At 64.2% G+C, this 18228-nt stretch carries 18 protein-coding genes and 1 pseudogene; 18 read left to right on the top strand and 1 reads right to left on the bottom strand.

The genetic code is table 11. From position 1 onward, the window contains the following. The 7 genes and pseudogenes from B2V90_RS02015 to B2V90_RS01985 all read left to right on the top strand — a co-directional run. Window positions 1-664: pseudogene (locus tag B2V90_RS02015) on the top strand (F0F1 ATP synthase subunit beta); the annotation flags it as partial. Between the two features lie 152 nt (window positions 665-816). Then, window positions 817-1071, top strand: a complete 255-nt coding sequence (locus B2V90_RS02010; RefSeq protein WP_009821080.1) for an ATP synthase F1 subunit epsilon — start codon at window positions 817-819, stop codon at window positions 1069-1071. A 117-nt stretch (window positions 1072-1188) separates the two neighbouring features. Continuing rightward, the gene (locus B2V90_RS02005) at window positions 1189-3189 is read left to right on the top strand and encodes a hypothetical protein (protein ID WP_228222008.1); all 2001 of its coding nucleotides are present in this window, start codon (window positions 1189-1191) and stop codon (window positions 3187-3189) included. Then, on the top strand, window positions 3186-3761 hold the full coding sequence (locus B2V90_RS02000; protein ID WP_228222009.1) for a hypothetical protein: 576 nt from the start codon (window positions 3186-3188) through the stop codon (window positions 3759-3761). The genes B2V90_RS02005 and B2V90_RS02000 overlap by 4 nt, the downstream gene beginning before the upstream one ends. Window positions 3762-3856: 95 nt before the next feature. Next, the gene (locus B2V90_RS01995; RefSeq protein ID WP_228222010.1) at window positions 3857-5392 is read left to right on the top strand and encodes a CpaF family protein; all 1536 of its coding nucleotides are present in this window, start codon (window positions 3857-3859) and stop codon (window positions 5390-5392) included. Window positions 5393-5492: 100 nt separating this feature from the next. Then, complete coding sequence (locus B2V90_RS01990) at window positions 5493-6305, top strand: class I SAM-dependent methyltransferase (protein ID WP_228222011.1); 813 nt, start codon at window positions 5493-5495, stop codon at window positions 6303-6305. Window positions 6306-6399: 94 nt separating this feature from the next. Continuing rightward, window positions 6400-7278 (top strand): DMT family transporter, encoded by an 879-nt coding sequence (locus B2V90_RS01985; RefSeq protein WP_293919564.1) that lies wholly within the window; start codon window positions 6400-6402, stop codon window positions 7276-7278. On the opposite strand, the gene B2V90_RS01980 is transcribed toward B2V90_RS01985, so the two are convergent. Continuing rightward, complete coding sequence (locus tag B2V90_RS01980; protein WP_037542555.1) at window positions 7250-7681, bottom strand: OsmC family protein; 432 nt, start codon at window positions 7679-7681, stop codon at window positions 7250-7252. The genes B2V90_RS01985 and B2V90_RS01980 overlap by 29 nt on opposite strands. An 86-nt stretch (window positions 7682-7767) precedes the next feature. Here B2V90_RS01980 and B2V90_RS01975 point away from each other — a divergent pair, with 86 nt between their 5' ends. From B2V90_RS01975 to B2V90_RS01925, 11 genes are all read left to right on the top strand, one after another. Further along, window positions 7768-8133 carry a PRC-barrel domain-containing protein gene (locus B2V90_RS01975; protein ID WP_228222013.1) on the top strand — a complete coding sequence of 122 codons (366 nt, stop codon included), beginning with the start codon at window positions 7768-7770 and terminating at the stop codon, window positions 8131-8133. A gap of 157 nt (window positions 8134-8290) precedes the next feature. Beyond that, window positions 8291-8959, top strand: a complete 669-nt coding sequence (locus tag B2V90_RS01970; RefSeq protein ID WP_228222014.1) for an RBBP9/YdeN family alpha/beta hydrolase — start codon at window positions 8291-8293, stop codon at window positions 8957-8959. 109 nt (window positions 8960-9068) lie between these two features. After that, window positions 9069-9257: a YezD family protein gene (locus tag B2V90_RS01965; RefSeq protein WP_009821071.1), complete on the top strand. Its 189-nt coding sequence runs from the start codon at window positions 9069-9071 to the stop codon at window positions 9255-9257. A 166-nt stretch (window positions 9258-9423) separates the two neighbouring features. Next, entirely contained in the window at window positions 9424-11805 is a 2382-nt protein-coding gene (locus B2V90_RS01960; RefSeq protein WP_228222015.1) for a TonB-dependent receptor, read from the top strand. Between the two features lie 94 nt (window positions 11806-11899). Further along, window positions 11900-12772, top strand: a complete 873-nt coding sequence (panB, locus tag B2V90_RS01955) for a 3-methyl-2-oxobutanoate hydroxymethyltransferase (RefSeq protein ID WP_228222016.1) — start codon at window positions 11900-11902, stop codon at window positions 12770-12772. A 75-nt stretch (window positions 12773-12847) separates the two neighbouring features. Beyond that, window positions 12848-13546 carry a tetratricopeptide repeat protein gene (locus tag B2V90_RS01950; RefSeq protein WP_228222017.1) on the top strand — a complete coding sequence of 233 codons (699 nt, stop codon included), beginning with the start codon at window positions 12848-12850 and terminating at the stop codon, window positions 13544-13546. Further along, the gene (locus tag B2V90_RS01945; RefSeq protein WP_293919523.1) at window positions 13543-14904 is read left to right on the top strand and encodes a PQQ-like beta-propeller repeat protein; all 1362 of its coding nucleotides are present in this window, start codon (window positions 13543-13545) and stop codon (window positions 14902-14904) included. The genes B2V90_RS01950 and B2V90_RS01945 overlap by 4 nt, the downstream gene beginning before the upstream one ends. Window positions 14905-15018: 114 nt before the next feature. Then, window positions 15019-16389 (top strand): ribosome biogenesis GTPase Der, encoded by a 1371-nt coding sequence (der, locus tag B2V90_RS01940; RefSeq protein WP_009821065.1) that lies wholly within the window; start codon window positions 15019-15021, stop codon window positions 16387-16389. Continuing rightward, complete coding sequence (locus B2V90_RS01935; protein ID WP_009821064.1) at window positions 16379-16621, top strand: sulfurtransferase TusA family protein; 243 nt, start codon at window positions 16379-16381, stop codon at window positions 16619-16621. Before der ends, B2V90_RS01935 begins: the two co-directional genes overlap by 11 nt. A gap of 54 nt (window positions 16622-16675) precedes the next feature. Continuing rightward, entirely contained in the window at window positions 16676-17116 is a 441-nt protein-coding gene (locus B2V90_RS01930; protein WP_228222019.1) for an Hpt domain-containing protein, read from the top strand. 59 nt (window positions 17117-17175) lie between these two features. Then, window positions 17176-18192, top strand: coding sequence for an LLM class flavin-dependent oxidoreductase (locus B2V90_RS01925; protein ID WP_228222020.1), 1017 nt, complete (start codon window positions 17176-17178; stop codon window positions 18190-18192). Window positions 18193-18228: the final 36 nt, after the last annotated feature.

Here is an 18228-nt window from a genome sequence, read left to right as displayed (position 1 = left end):
CTTCCGCTTCACCCAGGCGGGCGCGGAAGTGTCGGCCCTGCTCGGCCGCATTCCTTCGGCCGTGGGCTATCAGCCGACCCTGTCGACCGACATGGGCGCTTTGCAGGAACGCATCACCTCGACCAATAAGGGGTCGATCACCTCGGTGCAGGCCGTCTATGTTCCCGCGGACGACCTTACCGACCCGGCGCCGGCGACCAGCTTCGCGCACTTGGACGCCACCACGGTTCTCAACCGCGCCATCTCCGAACTGGGCATCTATCCGGCGGTCGACCCGCTGGACTCGACCAGCCGCGTTCTGGAACCCCGCGTCGTCGGTCAGGAACATTATGAAACCGCTCGTGCGGTCCAGTCGATCCTGCAGAAGTACAAGTCGCTGCAGGACATCATCGCGATCCTGGGCATGGATGAGCTCAGCGAAGAGGACAAGCTGACCGTCGCACGCGCGCGCAAGATCCAGAAGTTCCTGTCGCAGCCCTTCCACGTCGCCGAAGTCTTCACCGGCATTTCGGGCAAGTTCGTCCAGATCGAAGACACGGTGAAGTCGTTCAAGGCCGTGGTCGAAGGCGAATATGACCATCTGCCCGAAAACGCCTTCTACATGGTCGGCGGCATCGACGAAGCGGTCGAGAAGGCCAAGAAGCTGGCGGCCGAAGCGGCGTAAAAACAAACCCTCCCTTCCCTTATAGGGAAGGGATTGAGGGGTGGGTAGCGAGCGAAGCGAGCGTCCACCTTCTCGGCTAGGGCGCAGGCCATCGCTTCGCAATGGCACCCACCCCCGGCCCCTCCCTGATAGGGAGGGGGGAGAAAAATGATATGGCACTGCATTTCGAACTCGTGACGCCGGAAAAGCTGGTCCGCTCGGTGGAAGTCTATCAGGTCGTCGTGCCCGGCACCGATGGCGATTTCGGTGTGCTGGAGGGCCATGCCCCCTTCATGTCGACCGTGCGCGACGGCGCGATCCAGATTTTCGCCAGCGCGGGCGCCGCGCCCGAAGTGATCCCGGTCGAAGGCGGCTTTGCCGAAGTGAATGAAAAGGGTCTGACGGTTCTGGCCGAAAAGGCGGGCTGACCCACCCTTGCACCGGAATGAAAAAGGGCCGCCCTCCGACATGGAGGCGCGGCCCTTTTCTGGTTAGCGGCTCCTTAACCTAGCGCGCTTAGATCGATGATCGGTCGGGGAGTGTGCATGTCCTATCTGCTAGAGGATCTTGGCGGTCTGGTCGGCGCGACGCTGCTCGCGCCGATGCTGCTGTGCTTCGCCGGCTCCGGACTGCTGCGGCTGCTGGACCGTGCCGGACTGGCGGCGGCGGAAGGCTTCTGGCCGCGCGCCGGCTGGGCGATGCTCCTGTCGCTCGCCATCCTGCCAGTATTGGATGTCCTCGCGATCCGGGCTATCGGCATGCCGGGCATGCTGCTGCTCAATGGCGCACTCGCTATGCTGGGTGTCAGCCGAATGAAGGGCGCTGCGTCCGCCTGGCGCGGCGCGGGCCTCTTTCTGCTGATCGCGCTTGGCTGGTGGCTGATCTGCGCCTGGACGCTCATGGATTTCGACCGCCACGGGCGGCTCTATCAAAGCCTGGTCGTGTTCGACATGGTCAAGCATGCCGCCGTGGTCGAGCAGATTGCCCGGCAGGGCATTCCCTTCACCGATCCCTTTTTCGCGCGCGACGGGATCGCGGGCTATTATCATTATTTCTATGTCTGGCCCGCCGCGATTCGCTGGGCGAGCGGCTTTCACATATCGCCGGTCATGGCCTTTGCCGCCTGCGCCTATTGGACGGGCATTGCGGTCGTCGCCCTGCTGTGGCGCATCGCCGCTGACGCCAGCCTGATCCGGGAAGGACGTGGCCGGCGCGTGCTGATGATCGCCATCCTGCTGTGCTTTGTCGCGGGCGCGGACCTTCTCTTCATGGCGCTGCGCTACCTGATGGTCGGGCGGATCGAACCGGAAATCGAGAATTGGAACAGCGAGATCCGCATGTTCGCCACCTCGACCATCTGGGTGCCGCACCACATTCTAGCGCTGGTCGCGGGGTGGACAGGATTGCTGCTGAACGCGCGGGCGCGCAGCCGTGAGACGCCGCAGCGCCTGTGGCTGGCCGTAGGGGCTGGCGCGGCCTATGCCAGCATGTTCGGCGCGTCGGTGTGGATCAGCCTGACCCTCGCGCCGGTCCTTATCGTCTGGGGCATGATGGCGCTATGGCGGCGGGATGGCACGCTGCTGCTGTCGGGCGTCGTCGCCCTGCTCTTGTCGGTACCCCAATGCCTCGACCTCATCCATGGCCGCGCGCCCGATGTCTTTCCGGTGGCGCTGCATATCCGCCCCTTCACTTTGTTGTTCGCCGGCCATGACCTCACCGCGCAGCTTTGGAGCCTTATCCTCCTGCCGCTCAACTATGCGCTGGAATTCGGGTTCGTGATGCTGGGCGCAAGCCTCTATGCCCGCAGCGCGCGGCCGACCGATGCGGCGGGCCGCCCGGTGCGCGCCCTGCTGCTCGGGACGATGGTCGCGGGGCTGTTGGTCGCGAGCTTCCTGCAATCGGTCATCATCAACAATGACCTGGGCTGGCGCGCGGCCCTGTTCATCCTTGTGCCGCTGATGATCTGGACGATGCGGGTGGCGCAGGAGGACGACGCGGCGCGGCGCTTTGGGGTCCTGGGCGGACTGCTCCTGTCTCTCGGGCTCACCGGCACGGTCTGGGACATTGTCGGCCTGCGCCTCATTCGCACGCCCGCCTTCCCCGTCCGCGCGATCGAGGTGAATGACGACCCCGCCATGGCCTACGCCCTGCGCGAGGCCTATCGCTGGGCCGACCGGCATCTGCCCGAAGGCGCGACGCTCCAACATAATCCGGTGCTCAAGCGGCGGGCGCTCGATTTCGGCCTCTATACCCGACACTGGCCGGCGGTTGCGGACAGCGACGCCTTCCTGTTCGGGGCGGACCGGCACGCCGTAGCCGCGCGCGTGGCGCTGCTCACGCCGGTCTTTACGCAGCCGCTGACGCTGGCCCAATATCGGGATCGCGCCGCGCGCGGGCGGAGCGACACTCTGCTCTTCACCCGGCGCGATCCGGCGTGGAAGGCGCTGGGCGGCCCGCCCGCCGCCCTGCCCTGCCTCTACCGCACGGCCGACATCTGCATCGCATCCCCGACCCGAAAGGTCCTGCCCAGAAAGACCCTGCCATGACCCTGATCCGCAGCCTGCTGCTGCTGGCGCTGGCCTATTGCGCCATCATGGCGCTGGGCTTCCTGCTCTATGTCGCGTTGATCCGTAGCCCGCTGCTGGGCGACGTCGCCATTCTGTTTTACAGGGGCGTGGCAATCGCCGGTGTGACCGCGCTCATCCTGCTGTTCGCCGGCATCGTCGCGCGGCATCGGCTTAACCTGCCCCCGGAGACGCTGGTGGGCGCGGTCGCCCTGTCGCTTGCCTTCAACATCAGCTTCCTGATCGTCTTTCCCGTCACCTTCGACCGGTCGATCACCATGTTCCTACTGGCGCGGATCGAGCGGCAGGACGGGCAATTGGACGCTGCGGGGCTGGAACAGGTCTATGTCCGCCAGTATCTGGGCGACATGCGCCAGATCGACCGGCGGATCGCCGAACAGAGCCTGTCGGGCAATATCCGGGTAGACCAGGGGCGCATCCACATCACGCCGCAGGGCCGCAAGCTGCTGGATGGCGCGCGGCTGGTGGGCGCATGGTTCGGCACGGACCCGCGCTTCGTCACTGCGCCTGCGATCGCCAGCCCCCGGCATTAGGCATTTATCAAAGTTTCCAGCCTATTCACCTTTTTCAGTCTTACATCGGTCCTATCGGGTTTGCCGGACCGATCATGCAATGATGGCGGAGAAATATGAGCGCCTTTGGACGGAAGAATGGACCTGCCGGCGCCAAGCCCGGCTTTGGCATTGCACGCCCGATGCAGGGGGGCGGGACCGCCACCAAAGAGGAGTTGCCGGTCGGCGGCGATCAATTTCCGCCATTGGATATCGCATCCCTGCCCGGCGAAGCACCGTTCGATCCGCTTGCCGCGCCGACCAGCCAGATGCAGCGCAACGCCGACGCCATGTCGCGCCTGTCCGAGCGCGCCAATGCAGAGCATGTGCCCGATGCCGGGCCGCAGGGTTTTGAAGCCAGCGTCCACAAGATCAAGGAACAGGTGCTGCCCCGCCTGCTGGAGCGTGTCGATCCCGAAGCGGCGGCGACGCTGACCAAGGATGAACTGGCGGAGGAGTTCCGCCCGATCATCATGGAAGTGCTGGCGGAACTGAAACTGACGCTCAACCGCCGCGAACAATTCGCGCTGGAAAAAGTGCTGGTCGATGAACTGCTGGGCCTTGGGCCGCTCGAAGAGCTGCTGTCCGACCCGGATGTGACCGACATCATGGTCAATGGCCCGGAACAGACCTATATCGAAAAGAAGGGCAAGCTGCAGGTCGCGCCGATCAAGTTCCGCGATGAGGAGCATCTGTTTCAGATCGCCCAGCGCATCGTGAACAAGGTCGGCCGCCGCGTCGATCAGACCACGCCGCTGGCCGACGCCCGCCTCCCCGACGGTTCGCGCGTCAACGTCATCGTACCACCGCTTTCGCTGCGCGGCACGGCGATTTCGATCCGTAAATTTTCGGCCAAGCCGATCACCATCGACATGTTGGCGCAATGGGGCGCAATGTCGCCGAAGATGGCGACCGCGCTCAAGATCGCGGGCGCGTGCCGGTTCAACATCGTCATTTCGGGCGGCACCGGTTCGGGCAAGACGACAATGCTTAATGCCCTGTCGAAGATGATCGACCCGGGCGAGCGCGTGCTGACGATCGAGGACGCGGCCGAACTGCGCCTGCAACAGCCGCACTGGCTGCCGCTCGAAACGCGGCCGCCCAACCTTGAAGGGCAAGGCGCGATCACCATCGGCGACCTCGTCAAGAACGCCCTGCGTATGCGCCCTGACCGCATCATCCTGGGCGAAATTCGCGGCGCGGAATGTTTCGATCTGCTCGCCGCGATGAATACAGGCCATGACGGGTCGATGTGTACGCTTCACGCCAACAGCCCGCGCGAATGCCTGGGCCGTATGGAAAACATGATCCTGATGGGCGACATCAAGATCCCCAAGGAAGCCATTTCCAAGCAGATCGCCGATTCGGTGGACCTCATCGTCCAGGTGAAGCGCCTGCGCGACGGGTCGCGCCGCGTCACCAACGTGACCGAAGTCATCGGCATGGAAGGCGACGTCATCGTCACGCAGGAACTGTTCAAGTTCGAATATCATGACGAGGACGATAGCGGGAAGATCGTAGGCGAATATCGCTCCATGGGGCTGCGCCCCTATACGCTGGACAAGGCGCGGATGTTCGGGTTCGACCAGCCTTTCCTGGAAGCCTGTCTGTAACATTGCGTGGCTGGCGGGGAATATTCCCCGCCGCCCCTTGCGCACCCCTGTCGACAACGGCACATCTGCCTTCATCCGCGATGAAGAGAGGATTGGTGCCATGAACCGTCTTGTTCCGATTGGCCTGGCGATTGCCGGCCTTGCCCTGCCCGCCATGCCGCTGCTGGCGCAGCATGATGCCCATGCCGGCCACCAGATGGCGGCCGATCCGATCGCCGCCGCGGTTGCCGCGCCCACCCGCAAGCCCGCCAATGTCGCGCGCGACCAATATCGCCATCCGGCCGAGACGCTCGCCTTTTTCGGCGTCACGCCAATGCAGACCGTGGTCGAATATTCGCCCAGCGGCGGTTGGTATTCGGAAATTCTGGCGCCGCTGATCCGTGATCACGGCACCTTTTACGCCTTGCAACCGAGCGGCAGCTATCTGGAAGGGTATAAGAGCTTCCTGGCGTCCAATCCGGTCTATGATCAGGTCAAGCTGGTCGCCTATCCCGAAGAGGCCGCCAGCATCCCTGCGGGCAGCGTGGACACGGTCCTGACCTTCCGCAATGTCCACAACATGGTCATGGGCGGCAAGGCGGCCGATACGTTCAAGGCCTTCTACACGATGCTGAAACCCGGCGGCACGCTGGGCGTGGTCGATCACCGCCTGCCGGAGGATCGCGACAGCGCGGCGGAAATGAAGAGCGGCTATCTCAAGGTTTCGACTGTGCGCAAGCTGGCCGAGGATGCGGGATTTGAATATGTCGGCGCGTCCGAAGTGAACGCCAATCCCAAGGATACGGCCGATTGGGACAAGGGCGTGTGGACCCTTCCGCCAGTGCTGCGCAACAAGGATGTCGACAAGGCCAAATATATGGGCATCGGTGAAAGCGACCGGATGACGCTGAAATTCCGCAAGCCCACGGCATGATCCGGGCAGCGGGCAAGCTGCTTGCGCCTGCGCCCGGGTAGGCTAAGGCGGGGGCGTGACTGCCCCCGCCCGCCCCCATCGCCCGCTTTTCGCCATTGCGCTGCGCCTGACCGCCGTCATCTGCCTGTCGGTGATGTTCATCACGGTGCGGCTGGCAAGCGAGCGCGGCGTGCATGTCATCGAATCTCTCTTCTATCGCCAGGCGCTCGCCCTGCCGGTGGTGACGATCTGGCTCATGTCGGCAGGCGGGCTTGCGACCGTGCGCACCAAGCGGATCGGCGTCCATGCCAGCCGCATGGCCATAGGCCTCACCGGCATGTGCCTCAATTTCCTCTCCTATATCCTGCTGCCACCTGCTGAAGCCGCGACGATCGGCTTCACCATGCCCATATTCGGCACCATCCTCTCCGCGCTCATCCTGCGCGAGGCGACCGGATGGCATCGCTGGGGCGCGGTGGCGCTTGGCTTTGTCGGCGTGCTGGTGATGATCCGGCCGGATGCCGGCCATTTCCCGCTTCAGGGCGTGGCCGTCGCCATCGCTGCGGCGCTGGTGACGGCCAGTGTCAGCCTGGTCCTGCGCGAACTTGGTCGGACAGAACCAGCCGGCGTCGTCGTCTTCTGGTTCACGACCCTGTCGATGATCCCGCTGGGGCTGGCCATGCCCTTTGTCGCGCAAAATCACGATTGGATGACATGGGGCCTGTTGCTGATGATCGGCCTGTTCGGCGGCATTGCACAGCTATGTCTGACCGCCGCGCTGCGCTGGGGACCGGTATCCGTCGTCCTGCCGATGGATTATAGCGCGATCATCTGGACCACGTTGCTGGGCGTTGCAATCGGCGAGAACTGGCCGCTCGCCACCACCTGGATCGGCGCGGCCCTGATCGTTGCCAGCGGCCTGTATATCGCCTGGCGCGAACATGTCCGCGCCAGGCGACCGGTCGTCAGTTCAGCAGTTCCGCCTCGAGGCTGATCTCGGCCTTCAGCAGCTTGGAAATCGGGCAATTGGCCTTCGCCTTGGCCGCAAGCTCCTGAAATGTTTCATCGTCGGCGCTGGGGATGGTCGCCTTGAGCGACAGGCGGCTGGCGGTGACGGCGAAGCCGCCATCCTGTTGTTCCAGGGTCACGACAGCGCTGGTTTCCATCTTCTCCGCGGTCAGCCCGGCTTCGCCCAGGATCATCGAGAGCGCCATGGTGAAGCAGGACGCATGGGCGGCGGCGATCAGTTCTTCGGGGTTGCTGCCGGGCACGCCTTCAAACCGCGTGGCGAAACCATAGGGATAGGCGTCGAGCGCGCCGCTCTGGGTCGAGATGGTGCCCTTCCCGTCCTTCAGGCCGCCGCTCCAGGCCGCCGATCCGCTGCGATTGATCTTCATATGCGTCTCCATGGCAAAGAAAGGGGGAACCCCTGTGGCCCCGCCTTGTTGCCATTAGATAGGCAATTTCATGCAGGAGAGTGACAATGACCGATTTTATGGCTGACAGCCGGAACGACCTTATCGCATCCGACCGGGTGGAAGGAACCGCCGTCTACAACCGGGAAGGCGAGCATCTGGGCAAGATCGACAATTTCATGGTCGAAAAGCGCAGCGGTCAGGTGCGCTATGCCGTCCTGTCCTTCGGCGGGTTCCTGGGCATTGGCAACGATCATTATCCGCTGCCCTGGTCGGTCCTGACCTATGACACCGACAAGGGCGGCTATGTGATCGACCTGGACAAAGACGTGCTGGACAATGCCCCGCGCTACGCAGCCGATGCCCGCCCCGATTATGACGAGGCCTATGGCCGCAACGTCTATCAATATTATGGCGTGGTCTATCCCTGGTAAGAGCGTTTCCCAGCGCTAGTCGGGGGCGGCAGCTAGGCGTTGCCGCCCCCTTTTTGCTTTCCGGATGGCGACGCCCAGGCACAGCTGAGCGACATTTTATTGTCTACTGATTAAATAGAGTATAGGTCTTCACCCCATTACGATGAGGAGAAGGACCATGAACCGATTCGGATCTGCCGGTAGCCGCCGGTCGCCCGTGGTGCTGACCGTACCGGGCCTTAACAATAGCGGAGAAGGCCACTGGCAAACGCTGTGGGAAGATCAGCGCGGAGATTGTCAGCGGGTGGACCTGGGCCGCTGGGCCAGCCCCAACCGCAACGCCTGGGTGACGCGACTGGACGCGGCCATCCGCCAGATTGACGGGCCGGTGGTCCTGGCCGCCCATAGCCTGGGCTGCATCACCGTCGCCTGGTGGGGCGCGTTGCAGAACCAGGCCTATGGCTGGCCAGTGACCGGCGCGTTGCTGGTCGCGCCGCCCGATTGCGACCGGGCAGAAACGCCCGATATGATCGGCAATTTCGGACTGGTACCGCGATCGCCGCTGCCTTTCCCGTCGATCCTGGTCGCAAGCCGGGACGACCCCTATATCTTTTTCGAACGCGCCCACAGCATGGGCAAATATTGGGGCAGTCGCTTTGTCGATGCCGGCCATCGCGGGCATATCAACGCGCAGTCGGGTCTTGGCGACTGGGCGTTTGGCCAGAGCCTGCTCGACGAACTGGTCGGCGACGCGCATAGCCTGGCCTTGAGCACCGATGCGGCGCCGATCCCGCCGCGCCAAAGGCCATCAGCGACCCGCAGCATTTGGTCATCCGGCCATCCCTGAGCGCATCACGCACATCATTCGGGTGGGACAAGACAAACTTGACCGCCCATTATTTTTCCTTTTTTGTCTACCATTATGATTGAGATAAAAGCAGCAGCAAGAGGTGCCCATGACCGACCAACGACCGATCGATTACCGCCATGCGCGCCCGGACGGGATGCGCGGAGATATCGTCGCCAGCATCGACAAGGTGCGCGATGTTCTGGAACAGCTTCGCTTCGGATCGATCACGCTGACCGTTCATGACGCGCGCGTGGTCCAGATCGACGTCACCGAAAAGACGCGACTGACCGCCTGAGCGGACGACCATAGCCTTTTCGGGCTCCCGCCCGATCGGCCCATGCGGTTTGGGGGTGAGCCGCATGAATTGAACGCCTGTCATTCCCGCACAGACCTGTGGCTTTGACCGGACCGCCGGAAATGCCGTGATCAACAACCACCGGACAGCCGGAAAGGGATTTGTCATGATTGCGCGTTTCCTGTTGCTCGCGAGCGTCGCGAGCGCATCCTTCATCTTGCCTGCCGCCCATGCGCAGGACACCGCCCCGCAGGAAGCGGACGCGGCCATCGTCGGCGGCGCCATCGTCGTCACCGCCCGTCGCCGCGCAGAGGAGTTGCAGGATGTGCCGCTCTCGGTTTCCGTCCTGAACGCCGACGCCATCGAGCAGACTGGCAGCTACAATATCCAGCGGCTGACGCAGTTGCAGCCGACGCTGCAATTCTATTCCACCAACCCGCGCAACAGTTCGATCAACATTCGCGGAATCGGCGCGCCGCTCGGCCTCACCAATGACGGCATCGAACAGGGCGTGGGCATCTATATCGATCAGGTCTATTATAACCGGGTCGCCGCCGCGACGCTGGATTTCGTCGATATCGAGCAGGTGGAAGTCCTGCGCGGGCCGCAGGGCACGCTCTATGGCAAGAACACGACCGCCGGCGCGATCAACATCACCACCCGCGCGCCCAGCTTCAGCTATGAGGGCAAGGCGGAAATCTCTGTCGGCAATCTTGGCTTCAAACAGGCCAAGGCGACGGTGTCGGGACCGATCACCGACCGGCTGGCCGTGCGCATCGGCGCATCGGTCACGGATCGCAATGGCACGATTTACAACGTCGCCACCGACCAGCGCGTCAACAGCCAGGATTTCCTGGGCCTCAAGGGATCCTTGCTGTGGAAGGCGACCGATACGCTCAGCCTCACTCTGTCTGGTGACTATAATCTCCAGAACCCGGTCTGCTGCGCGCAAATCTATGCCGGCTATGGCCCGACGCAGCGCGCGGCCAACCGCCAATATCCTGCCCTGACGGCGGCGCTGGGCTATAGCGTGCCGAGCACCGATCCCTATGACCGCCTGACCGACCTGGACGCTGCGCTGCGCGCCCGCAACGAAATGGGTGGCGCGTCGCTTCGGGCGGAATGGGACCTTGGCGCTGGAACGCTGACATCGGTGTCGGCCTATCGCTACTGGGACTGGCAGCCGTCCAACGACCGCGATTTCACCGGCCTTGATATCACTGCCAAGTCGCAGAACCCGACCCAGCAGAAGCAATGGACCCAGGAACTGCGCTATGCGCAGGAAGGGCAGACGATCGACTTTGTCGTCGGCGCGTTCGCCTTTCACCAGACGATCCACACCACCGGCAGCCAGGTGCAGGGCGCAGACGCCAGCGCATGGCTGCTCAACCCATCCAGCCCGCTGTCGCAAATCCCGGCCGTGCTGGAAGGGCTGACCGCCGACAATGACATTCGCCTCAAGAACAGCAGCGCCGCGCTGTTCGGGCAACTGACCTGGCATGTGACCGATCGGCTCAGCCTTCAGCCGGGGCTGCGGCTCAACTATGACCGCAAGACCGGCAGCTATGATTCGGTCGTCACCGGCACCGCGTCGGACGGCACGCGTCAGACCGTCACCTTCGCCAGCACCGACCCCTGGATCGTCGCGCAACGGGGCGTGCTGGCGCCGCAGTCCTTCGACGCTAGGTTCAGCGACTGGAACCTGTCCTGGGACCTGACCGCATCCTATGAAGTGAGCGACGATGTGATGGCCTATGCCACCTGGTCGCGCGCCTTCAAATCGGGCGGCATCAACCTGAACGGCGTGCCGCTGGACGCGAACGGCAACCCGCAGCTGGACGTGGCGACCGTCAAGCCGGAAAAGGTCAACCATTATGAAGTGGGCCTCAAGACGCAATTCTGGGACAAGCGCGCGACGCTCAACCTGAGCGGCTTCTGGACCGAAATCCGCGATTATCAGGCGATCGTGAACAATGGCCAGAACAGCGTCCTGCGCGGCTATCTCGCCAATGCGGACAAGGTGCGAGTGCGCGGGATCGAGGCGGACTTCTCCGTCCGTCCGTCCGACCGGATCAGCGCCTATGCCAGCGGTGCCTATACCGACCCCAAATATCTGCGCTTCACCAATGCCCCCTGCCCGCCCGAACTGTCAGGCGGATCGTCCAGCCCGGCCACCTGCGACATATCCGGCCAATTGCTGCCCGGCATCTCCAAATATTCGCTATCCTACGGCGTGGAATTCAACGTGCCTACAGCCCTGCTGGGCGGCGACGGACAATTTTATATCGGCTGGGACGGCAGCTATCGCTCGACCTTCTCGTCAAACGCGTCCCGCTCCATCTATATGGATATCAAGGGATACAGCCTCAACAATCTGCGCCTGGGCTTCCGCAACAGCGACGGGATCAACGTCTATGGCTGGGTGCGCAACATCTTTGACCGCAATTATATGGAGGTGCTGGCGACAACGCCGGGCAATACCGGCCTGATCGCCGGGCAGCCGGGCGACCCGCGCACCTATGGCCTCACCATCAAGGCGGATTTTTAAAGTACGGCCCCCTGAGGAGGAGCGGCATGGCAGTGCCGCTCCTCTTCCCTTTGCATGATTTGCGCCGCGCCCCGCGCTGGGGTAGAGCGCCATCATGTCCACGACCTTCACGATCGATACCGCGACAAGCCGCGCCACACCGACGCCAGCGCCGATGAAGCGGCTGACCGTGCCCGCCATTCAGCGGCGCAAGGTGGACGGGCAGACCGCCGAGCCGCTCGTCATGCTGACCGCCTACACCGCGCGGCAAGCGCAATTGCTCGATCCGCATTGCGACCTGCTGCTGGTAGGCGATTCGCTGGGCCAGGTGATCTACGGCCTGCCTTCTACCCTGCCCGTGACGCTGGACATGATGATCGCCCATGGCGCGGCGGTTGTGCGTGGCAGCTATCACAGCGTCGTCATCGTCGACATGCCCTTTGGCAGCTATGAAGCGTCCCCGCAGCAGGCCTTTGCCAGCGCCAGCCGCATATTGGCTGAAACCGGCGCGGCGGGCGTCAAGCTGGAGGGCGGGGAGGCCATGGCCGACACCATCGCCTTTCTCAGCCAGCGCGGCATACCGGTAATGGCGCATATCGGCCTGACGCCCCAGGCGGTGAATGCGCTGGGCGGCTATGGCGCGCGCGGCAAGAGCGAGGCGGAACATGCCAAGATCGTGGGCGACGCCCGCGCCGTCGCATCCGCCGGCGCCTTCGCCATGGTGGTCGAAGGCGTGATGGAAGAACTGGCCGACCTCATTACCGATACGGTGGCGGTGCCGGTCATCGGCATTGGCGCATCGGCGCGCTGCGACGGGCAGGTGCTGGTGGCCGAGGACATGCTGGGCATGTTCGAACGCACGCCCCGCTTCGTCAAACGCTATGGCGCCATGGCCGAAACCATCAGCGACGCCGCCGCCCGCTACGCCGCCGATGTGCGCAGCCGCGCCTTCCCCACCGACGATCAGGTCTATCGCCCCAAAAAGTGATTTGCCTGTGGCATAAGCGCCGCTATTGATCGCGCCTTCCGCCAGACGTTTCTGATCCATTTCTCGGAGAATATCGTGGCCCTGACGCCGCAAAACAGCGAAGCCTTCATGCGTGAGGTCGATGACGCCGTCCGGCAGGACCAGTTGACGACCTTCTGGCAACGCTATGGCCGCATCCTCATCGTCCTGCTGGTGGTGGGTCTGGCGGCCTTTGGCGGGTGGCTCTACTGGCAGCATCATCAAAAAACGCAGTCGGAAGCGGTGTCGGAACAGATGGACACGCTGCTCGACACGGCGGTCGGCGGCGGAACGCCCGATCCCAAGCAACTCGCCGCGCTGACCAAGGCCAGCCAGCCGGGCTATCGCGCATCGGCGCTTCTGGTGCAGGCGGGCGTCGCCGCGCGCAAGGGCGACGCCAAGGCCGCAATCGCCGCCTATCGCGCGATTGCCGCCGACGACAGCCTGGACCAGCCCTATCGCGACCTGGCGCTGATCCGCCAGACATCGCTGGAATTCGACAGCCTGAAACCCCAGCAGGTGGTCGACCGGCTGAAGCCGCTGGCGGTGGAAGGCGCGCCCTGGTTCGGCAGCGCGGGCGAACTGGTCGCGGTCGCGTATATGAAGATGGGCAAGAATGATCTGGCCGGCCCAATGTTCGCGGCCATGGCCAAGGATGACAAGGTGCCGCAGTCGATCCGTTCACGCGCGCGTCAGATGGCGGGCGTCATGGGGATAGACGCGGTAGAGTTTCCGGCAGAGCCGAGCGAGGGATGAGCGACAAGATGGCGATGGTGAGCATGAAGAGCCTGGCGCCTATGGGCCGCGCCATGACCGTGGCGGCGATGATCGCGATGTTGGCGGGCTGTGGCATCATCGGTGGCAAGAAGGGCGGCCCCAAGACCCCGGTGGTCGGCAACCGCGTGTCGATCCTGTCCAACGAACAGGGCGTGGAAGTGGACCCGGCGCTGGCGGACGTGCCCGTCACCCTGCCCGCCCCTTATGTCAACGACAGCTGGAGCCAGCCGGGCGGCAATTCGTCCAAGGCGATGGGCCATGTCTCGCTGGCCGGATCGCCGAGCCAGGCCTGGACTGTCTCCATTCAGGGCAGCAAGCCCCAGGCGCGCCTGGCCGCGTCCCCCGTGGTGTCGGACGGCAAGCTCTATGTCATCGACGCGGGCGCGCATGTCATCGCCTTCGACGCCGCGAGCGGCTCCAGATTGTGGCAGACATCGCTGCCGGCCGAAGGCAATGGCCGGGCGCTGTTCGGCGGTGGCGTCAGCGTGCTGGGCGACCGACTGTTCGCCAGCACGGGCGTCGGCGATGTGGTCGCGATGGAAGCGGCGACCGGCAAGATCCTGTGGCAAAAGCATTTGGGCGGTCCGCTGCGCGGCGCGCCGACGCTGGAAAATGGCCATGTCTATGTCATGGGACAGGACAACCAGATTTTCGCGCTGAACCAGAGCGACGGCGTCACCCAATGGACCGACAGCGGAACGTTGCAGGTAACGGGCATCTTCGGCGTTGCAGCCCCGGCCGCCGCGCAAGGCACGGTGATCGCCGGCTACAGCTCGGGCGAAATTTCCGCCTATCGCTATGAAAATGGCCGTTCGCTGTGGGGTGACGCGCTGTCGCGCACCAGCATTTCGACCGCTGTCGCCACGCTGACCGACATCGATGCCGATCCGGTTATCGACCGCGGTCGCGTCTTCGCCATTGGCCAGGGCGGTCGCATGGCCAGCTATGAACTCACCAGCGGCCAGCGCATCTGGGAAATCAACATCGCGGGCATTTCGACGCCGGCGGTGGTGGGCGAATGGGTTTTCGCCGTCACTAGCGATGCCAAGCTGCTGTGTGTATCGCGCGCGACCGGCAAGATCCGCTGGATCAGCCAGCTGCGCCGCTGGGTGAAGGAAAAGAAGAAGGACAAGGCGATCCGCTGGACTGGCCCGGTGCTGGCGGGCGGCCGCCTGATCGTGGTGTCCACGCGGGGCGAAATGGTCTATGTCGATCCCGCGTCTGGCGATGTTCAGTCGACAGTCGACATGGACCGTTCCATGTCGCTGTCCCCGGTCGTCGCCAACAACATGCTCTACATATTGGCCGACGACGGGAAGCTGACGGCGTTCCGTTAAGCCGCATACTCATGCTAAGCGTGCTCCTGCGCAGGCAGGGGGTGGGGTCCACTCGATGGGCCAGCCCCCTGCCCGCGCGGGAGCATCTGTTTTTTGACTGGAAGGATAAGGGCCATGCTGCCCACCGTAGCGATCGTCGGACGCCCCAATGTGGGCAAGTCCACCCTGTTCAACCGCCTGGTCGGCAAGAAGCTGGCGCTGGTGGATGACCAGCCGGGCGTGACGCGCGACCGGCGGGAAGGTGAGGCGCATCTTCTGGGTCTGGACTTCACCATCATCGACACCGCCGGCTATGAGGATGAAGACCCGCAGTCGCTGCCGGGCCGGATGCGTATCCAAACGGAGGCGGCGGTCGACAATTGCGACGTCGCTCTGTTCCTGGTCGACGCGCGCGCAGGCATCACGCCGCTGGACGAGGAAATTGCCCGCTGGCTGCGCGAAGGCGATGCGCCCGTCGTGCTGGTCGCCAACAAGGCGGAAGGCCGAGCGTCGGAAGGCGGCGTCATGGAAGCCTTTGGCCTGGGCCTTGGCGAACCCATCCCCTTTTCCGCCGAACATGGCCAGGGCATGGCCGACCTGTTCCAGGCATTGCTGCCTCACCTCGACCGTGAGGAAGAGGAGGAGCCGGAAGCCGACGGCGACAGCGAAGCGGACATGGAGAACGCGCCACTCAAACTGGCGATCGTGGGCCGCCCGAACGCAGGAAAGTCCACTCTTATCAACAGGTTGTTGGGTGAAAACCGGTTGCTGACGGGGCCGGAGGCCGGCATCACCCGCGACAGCATCGCCGTCGACTGGAGCTGGACCAGCCGCGAGGGGCTGGAGCGGCCCGTGCGCCTCATCGACACAGCGGGCATGCGCAAGCGCGCGAAGGTGCAGGACAAGCTGGAGAAGCTGGCGGTCAGCGATGGCCTGAACGCTGTGAACTTTGCCGAAGTGGTCGTGCTGTTGCTCGATTCCACGCGCGGGCTGGAAGCGCAGGATCTGCGCATCGCGGACAAGGTGCTGGAGGAAGGGCGTGCGCTCGTCATCGCGCTCAACAAATGGGATACGGTGGACAATGGCTCGGCGCTCTATCAGGGCATCAAGCAGGCGCTGTCCGACGGTCTGGCGCAGGTGCGCGGCGTGCCGATCATGACCGTGTCGGCCGCGACCGGAAAGGGCCTGGATGACCTGATCCATGTCGCGTTCGAAACGCGCACCGCCTGGTCGCAGCGTATTTCCACCGGCATCCTCAATCGCTGGTTCGAGCGCGCGCTGGAGGCCAATCCGCCGCCAGCGCCCGGCGGCAAGCGCATCAAGTTGCGCTACATTACCCAGAACAAGACGCGGCCGCCGACCTTCGTTCTGTTCGGCACACGGCTCGACGAACTGCCCGAAAGCTATCGCCGCTATCTGGTGAACGGCATCCGCAAGGAACTGGGCTTTGGCGCGGTGCCGGTGCGGCTGACGCTGCGCAGCGCGAAGAACCCCTTTGGCAAATGACGATGATTCGGTGGCGATCAACGCGCGGGGGATGAAGTGCCCCTGGCCCGCACTGCGCGCCGCCCGCGCGATGCGGGAGGCGCATGCCATCCTGATCGAGGCGGATGATCCCATAGCGGGCGCGGAACTGGCCGCGCTCTCGGCCCAGCATGGCTGGGATTTCGCCGCGATCGGGCAGGATCGCTATCGGCTTTCGCATCGCGTGAGCGGACCCGAAGCCCACGAAATTTAACCGGCTGTTTACGCGCCCCCCTTATGTTCGCACGCGCATGTAAGGGAGTGGCGCGTGCTGCATCAACAATCCGACCTGGTGGACTTGACCGAGCTGGCGCGCGCGCGCGCGGAGCTGGGCGCAGCCTATTTGCGCATCCTGAGCTATTTCAAGGAAGACGGCGTCAAATCGATCCATGAGATCGAGGAAGCCATGCGCACCCGCAATGCAACCGCGCTGGTGCGCCCGGCCCATACGCTGAAGGGCGAATCCGCCCAATTCTGTGCGCATCGCCTGTCGGCGCTTGCCGAGACGATCGAAATGACCGCGCGCCGCTGTGTTGAAATGCATGAGACGCCCGACGAGCTCATTGAAACGATCGTCGCGCTACGCCCCTGTTTTAGCGAAACCATCGCCCTGCTCGACCGTGATGCCAATCCTTTGGCGGCGCGCCGCCCGGGAGGCTTTGGCCGCCGCGTGGCCGCGCCGCAGGCCAGCTTCGGGCGCGCGGGCTGATAGCAGACCTCACCCAATACGTCTTGAACTGAAACGCATCATGCCCCCATATGGTGGGCATGACACGCTTTTCCCTGCTCGACCTTGTCCCCGTGCGCGAAGGCGGCGACGTCGCGTCCGCGCTGGCCCAGACAGCTGACCTTGCCGCCCATGCCGAACGCCTTGGCTATCACCGTTTCTGGGTGGCCGAGCATCATGGCATGGCGGGGATTGCATCGGCCGCGACCGCCGTGGTGCTGGCGCATATCGGCCATGCCACCTCCACCATGCGCATCGGCGCGGGCGGCATCATGCTGCCCAATCATGCGCCGTTGGTGATCGCCGAACAGTTTGGCACGCTCGACGCGCTGTTTCCCGGCCGCGTCGACCTGGGCCTTGGCCGGGCGCCGGGGTCGGATCAGAAGGTCGCGCAGGCGATCCGCCGGAACCTCAGCGGCGGCGCTGATCAGTTCCCCCGCGACGTGATGGAATTGCAGGCTTTTCTAGCGGGCGACGATCGACTGGGCATTCAGGCGACACCGGGCGCCGGTGCGGACGTGCCGCTGTGGATCTTGGGTTCAAGCCTCTATGGCGCGCAACTCGCAGCCGCGCTGGGCCTGCCCTATGCCTTCGCCTCGCACTTCGCGCCGGCCGCGCTGGATGAGGCGATCGCCATCTACCGGCGCGACTTTCGCCCTTCCGCCCAGCTCGACCGGCCCTATGTCATGGCGGCCTATAACGTCTTCGCCGCCGACAGCCAGGAAGAGGCGACGTTGCTCGCCAGTTCGATGCAGCAGGCTTTCGTGCGGCTGCGCACTGGCCAGCCGGGCAAGCTGCAACCGCCGGTGCCCGATTATCTGGCCAGCCTGCCCATGCAGGCGCGCGCGATGCTGGCCGACGTGTTGAGCGTGTCGAGCATCGGCACCAGGCAAGATGTCGAACGCGATCTTGCCGCCTTTCTGGATCGCACACAGGCCGATGAAATCATCCTGACCGGGCAGATCCACGATCCTGATGCGCGTAAGCACAGCTTCGCCATCGCCATGGCCGCCGCGCAGGCGATTACGGCGCGCGCACCAGAACCGGTTGATCCCTGAACCGGGCCGGGCCGAGCCGGCCCGGGTCTCCGATCT

The organism is Sphingobium sp. UBA5915 (assembly GCF_002431195.1).
Taxonomy (GTDB): Bacteria; Pseudomonadota; Alphaproteobacteria; order Sphingomonadales; family Sphingomonadaceae; genus Sphingobium; species Sphingobium soli.
Note: the sequence above shows the minus strand (reverse complement) of the source record. Positions and strands in the feature narration are given on the sequence as shown.

Bases quoted from the DNA above. Each gene is read 5' to 3' on its own strand.
- B2V90_RS02005 (WP_228222008.1), top strand. From the start codon at position 1,189: ATGTCCTATCTGCTAGAGGATCTTGGCGGTCTGGTCGGCGCGACGCTG.
- B2V90_RS02000 (WP_228222009.1), top strand. From the start codon at position 3,186: ATGACCCTGATCCGCAGCCTGCTGCTGCTGGCGCTGGCCTATTGCGCC.
- B2V90_RS01975 (WP_228222013.1), top strand. From the start codon at position 7,768: ATGACCGATTTTATGGCTGACAGCCGGAACGACCTTATCGCATCCGAC.
- B2V90_RS01990 (WP_228222011.1), top strand. From the start codon at position 5,493: ATGAACCGTCTTGTTCCGATTGGCCTGGCGATTGCCGGCCTTGCCCTG.
- B2V90_RS01945 (WP_293919523.1), top strand. From the start codon at position 13,543: ATGAGCGACAAGATGGCGATGGTGAGCATGAAGAGCCTGGCGCCTATG.
- B2V90_RS01925 (WP_228222020.1), top strand. From the start codon at position 17,176: ATGACACGCTTTTCCCTGCTCGACCTTGTCCCCGTGCGCGAAGGCGGC.
- panB (WP_228222016.1), top strand. From the start codon at position 11,900: ATGTCCACGACCTTCACGATCGATACCGCGACAAGCCGCGCCACACCG.
- B2V90_RS02010 (WP_009821080.1), top strand. From the start codon at position 817: ATGGCACTGCATTTCGAACTCGTGACGCCGGAAAAGCTGGTCCGCTCG.
- der (WP_009821065.1), top strand. From the start codon at position 15,019: ATGCTGCCCACCGTAGCGATCGTCGGACGCCCCAATGTGGGCAAGTCC.
- B2V90_RS01960 (WP_228222015.1), top strand. From the start codon at position 9,424: ATGATTGCGCGTTTCCTGTTGCTCGCGAGCGTCGCGAGCGCATCCTTC.
- B2V90_RS01970 (WP_228222014.1), top strand. From the start codon at position 8,291: ATGAACCGATTCGGATCTGCCGGTAGCCGCCGGTCGCCCGTGGTGCTG.
- B2V90_RS01965 (WP_009821071.1), top strand. From the start codon at position 9,069: ATGACCGACCAACGACCGATCGATTACCGCCATGCGCGCCCGGACGGG.
- B2V90_RS01995 (WP_228222010.1), top strand. From the start codon at position 3,857: ATGAGCGCCTTTGGACGGAAGAATGGACCTGCCGGCGCCAAGCCCGGC.
- B2V90_RS01980 (WP_037542555.1), bottom strand. From the start codon at position 7,681: ATGAAGATCAATCGCAGCGGATCGGCGGCCTGGAGCGGCGGCCTGAAG.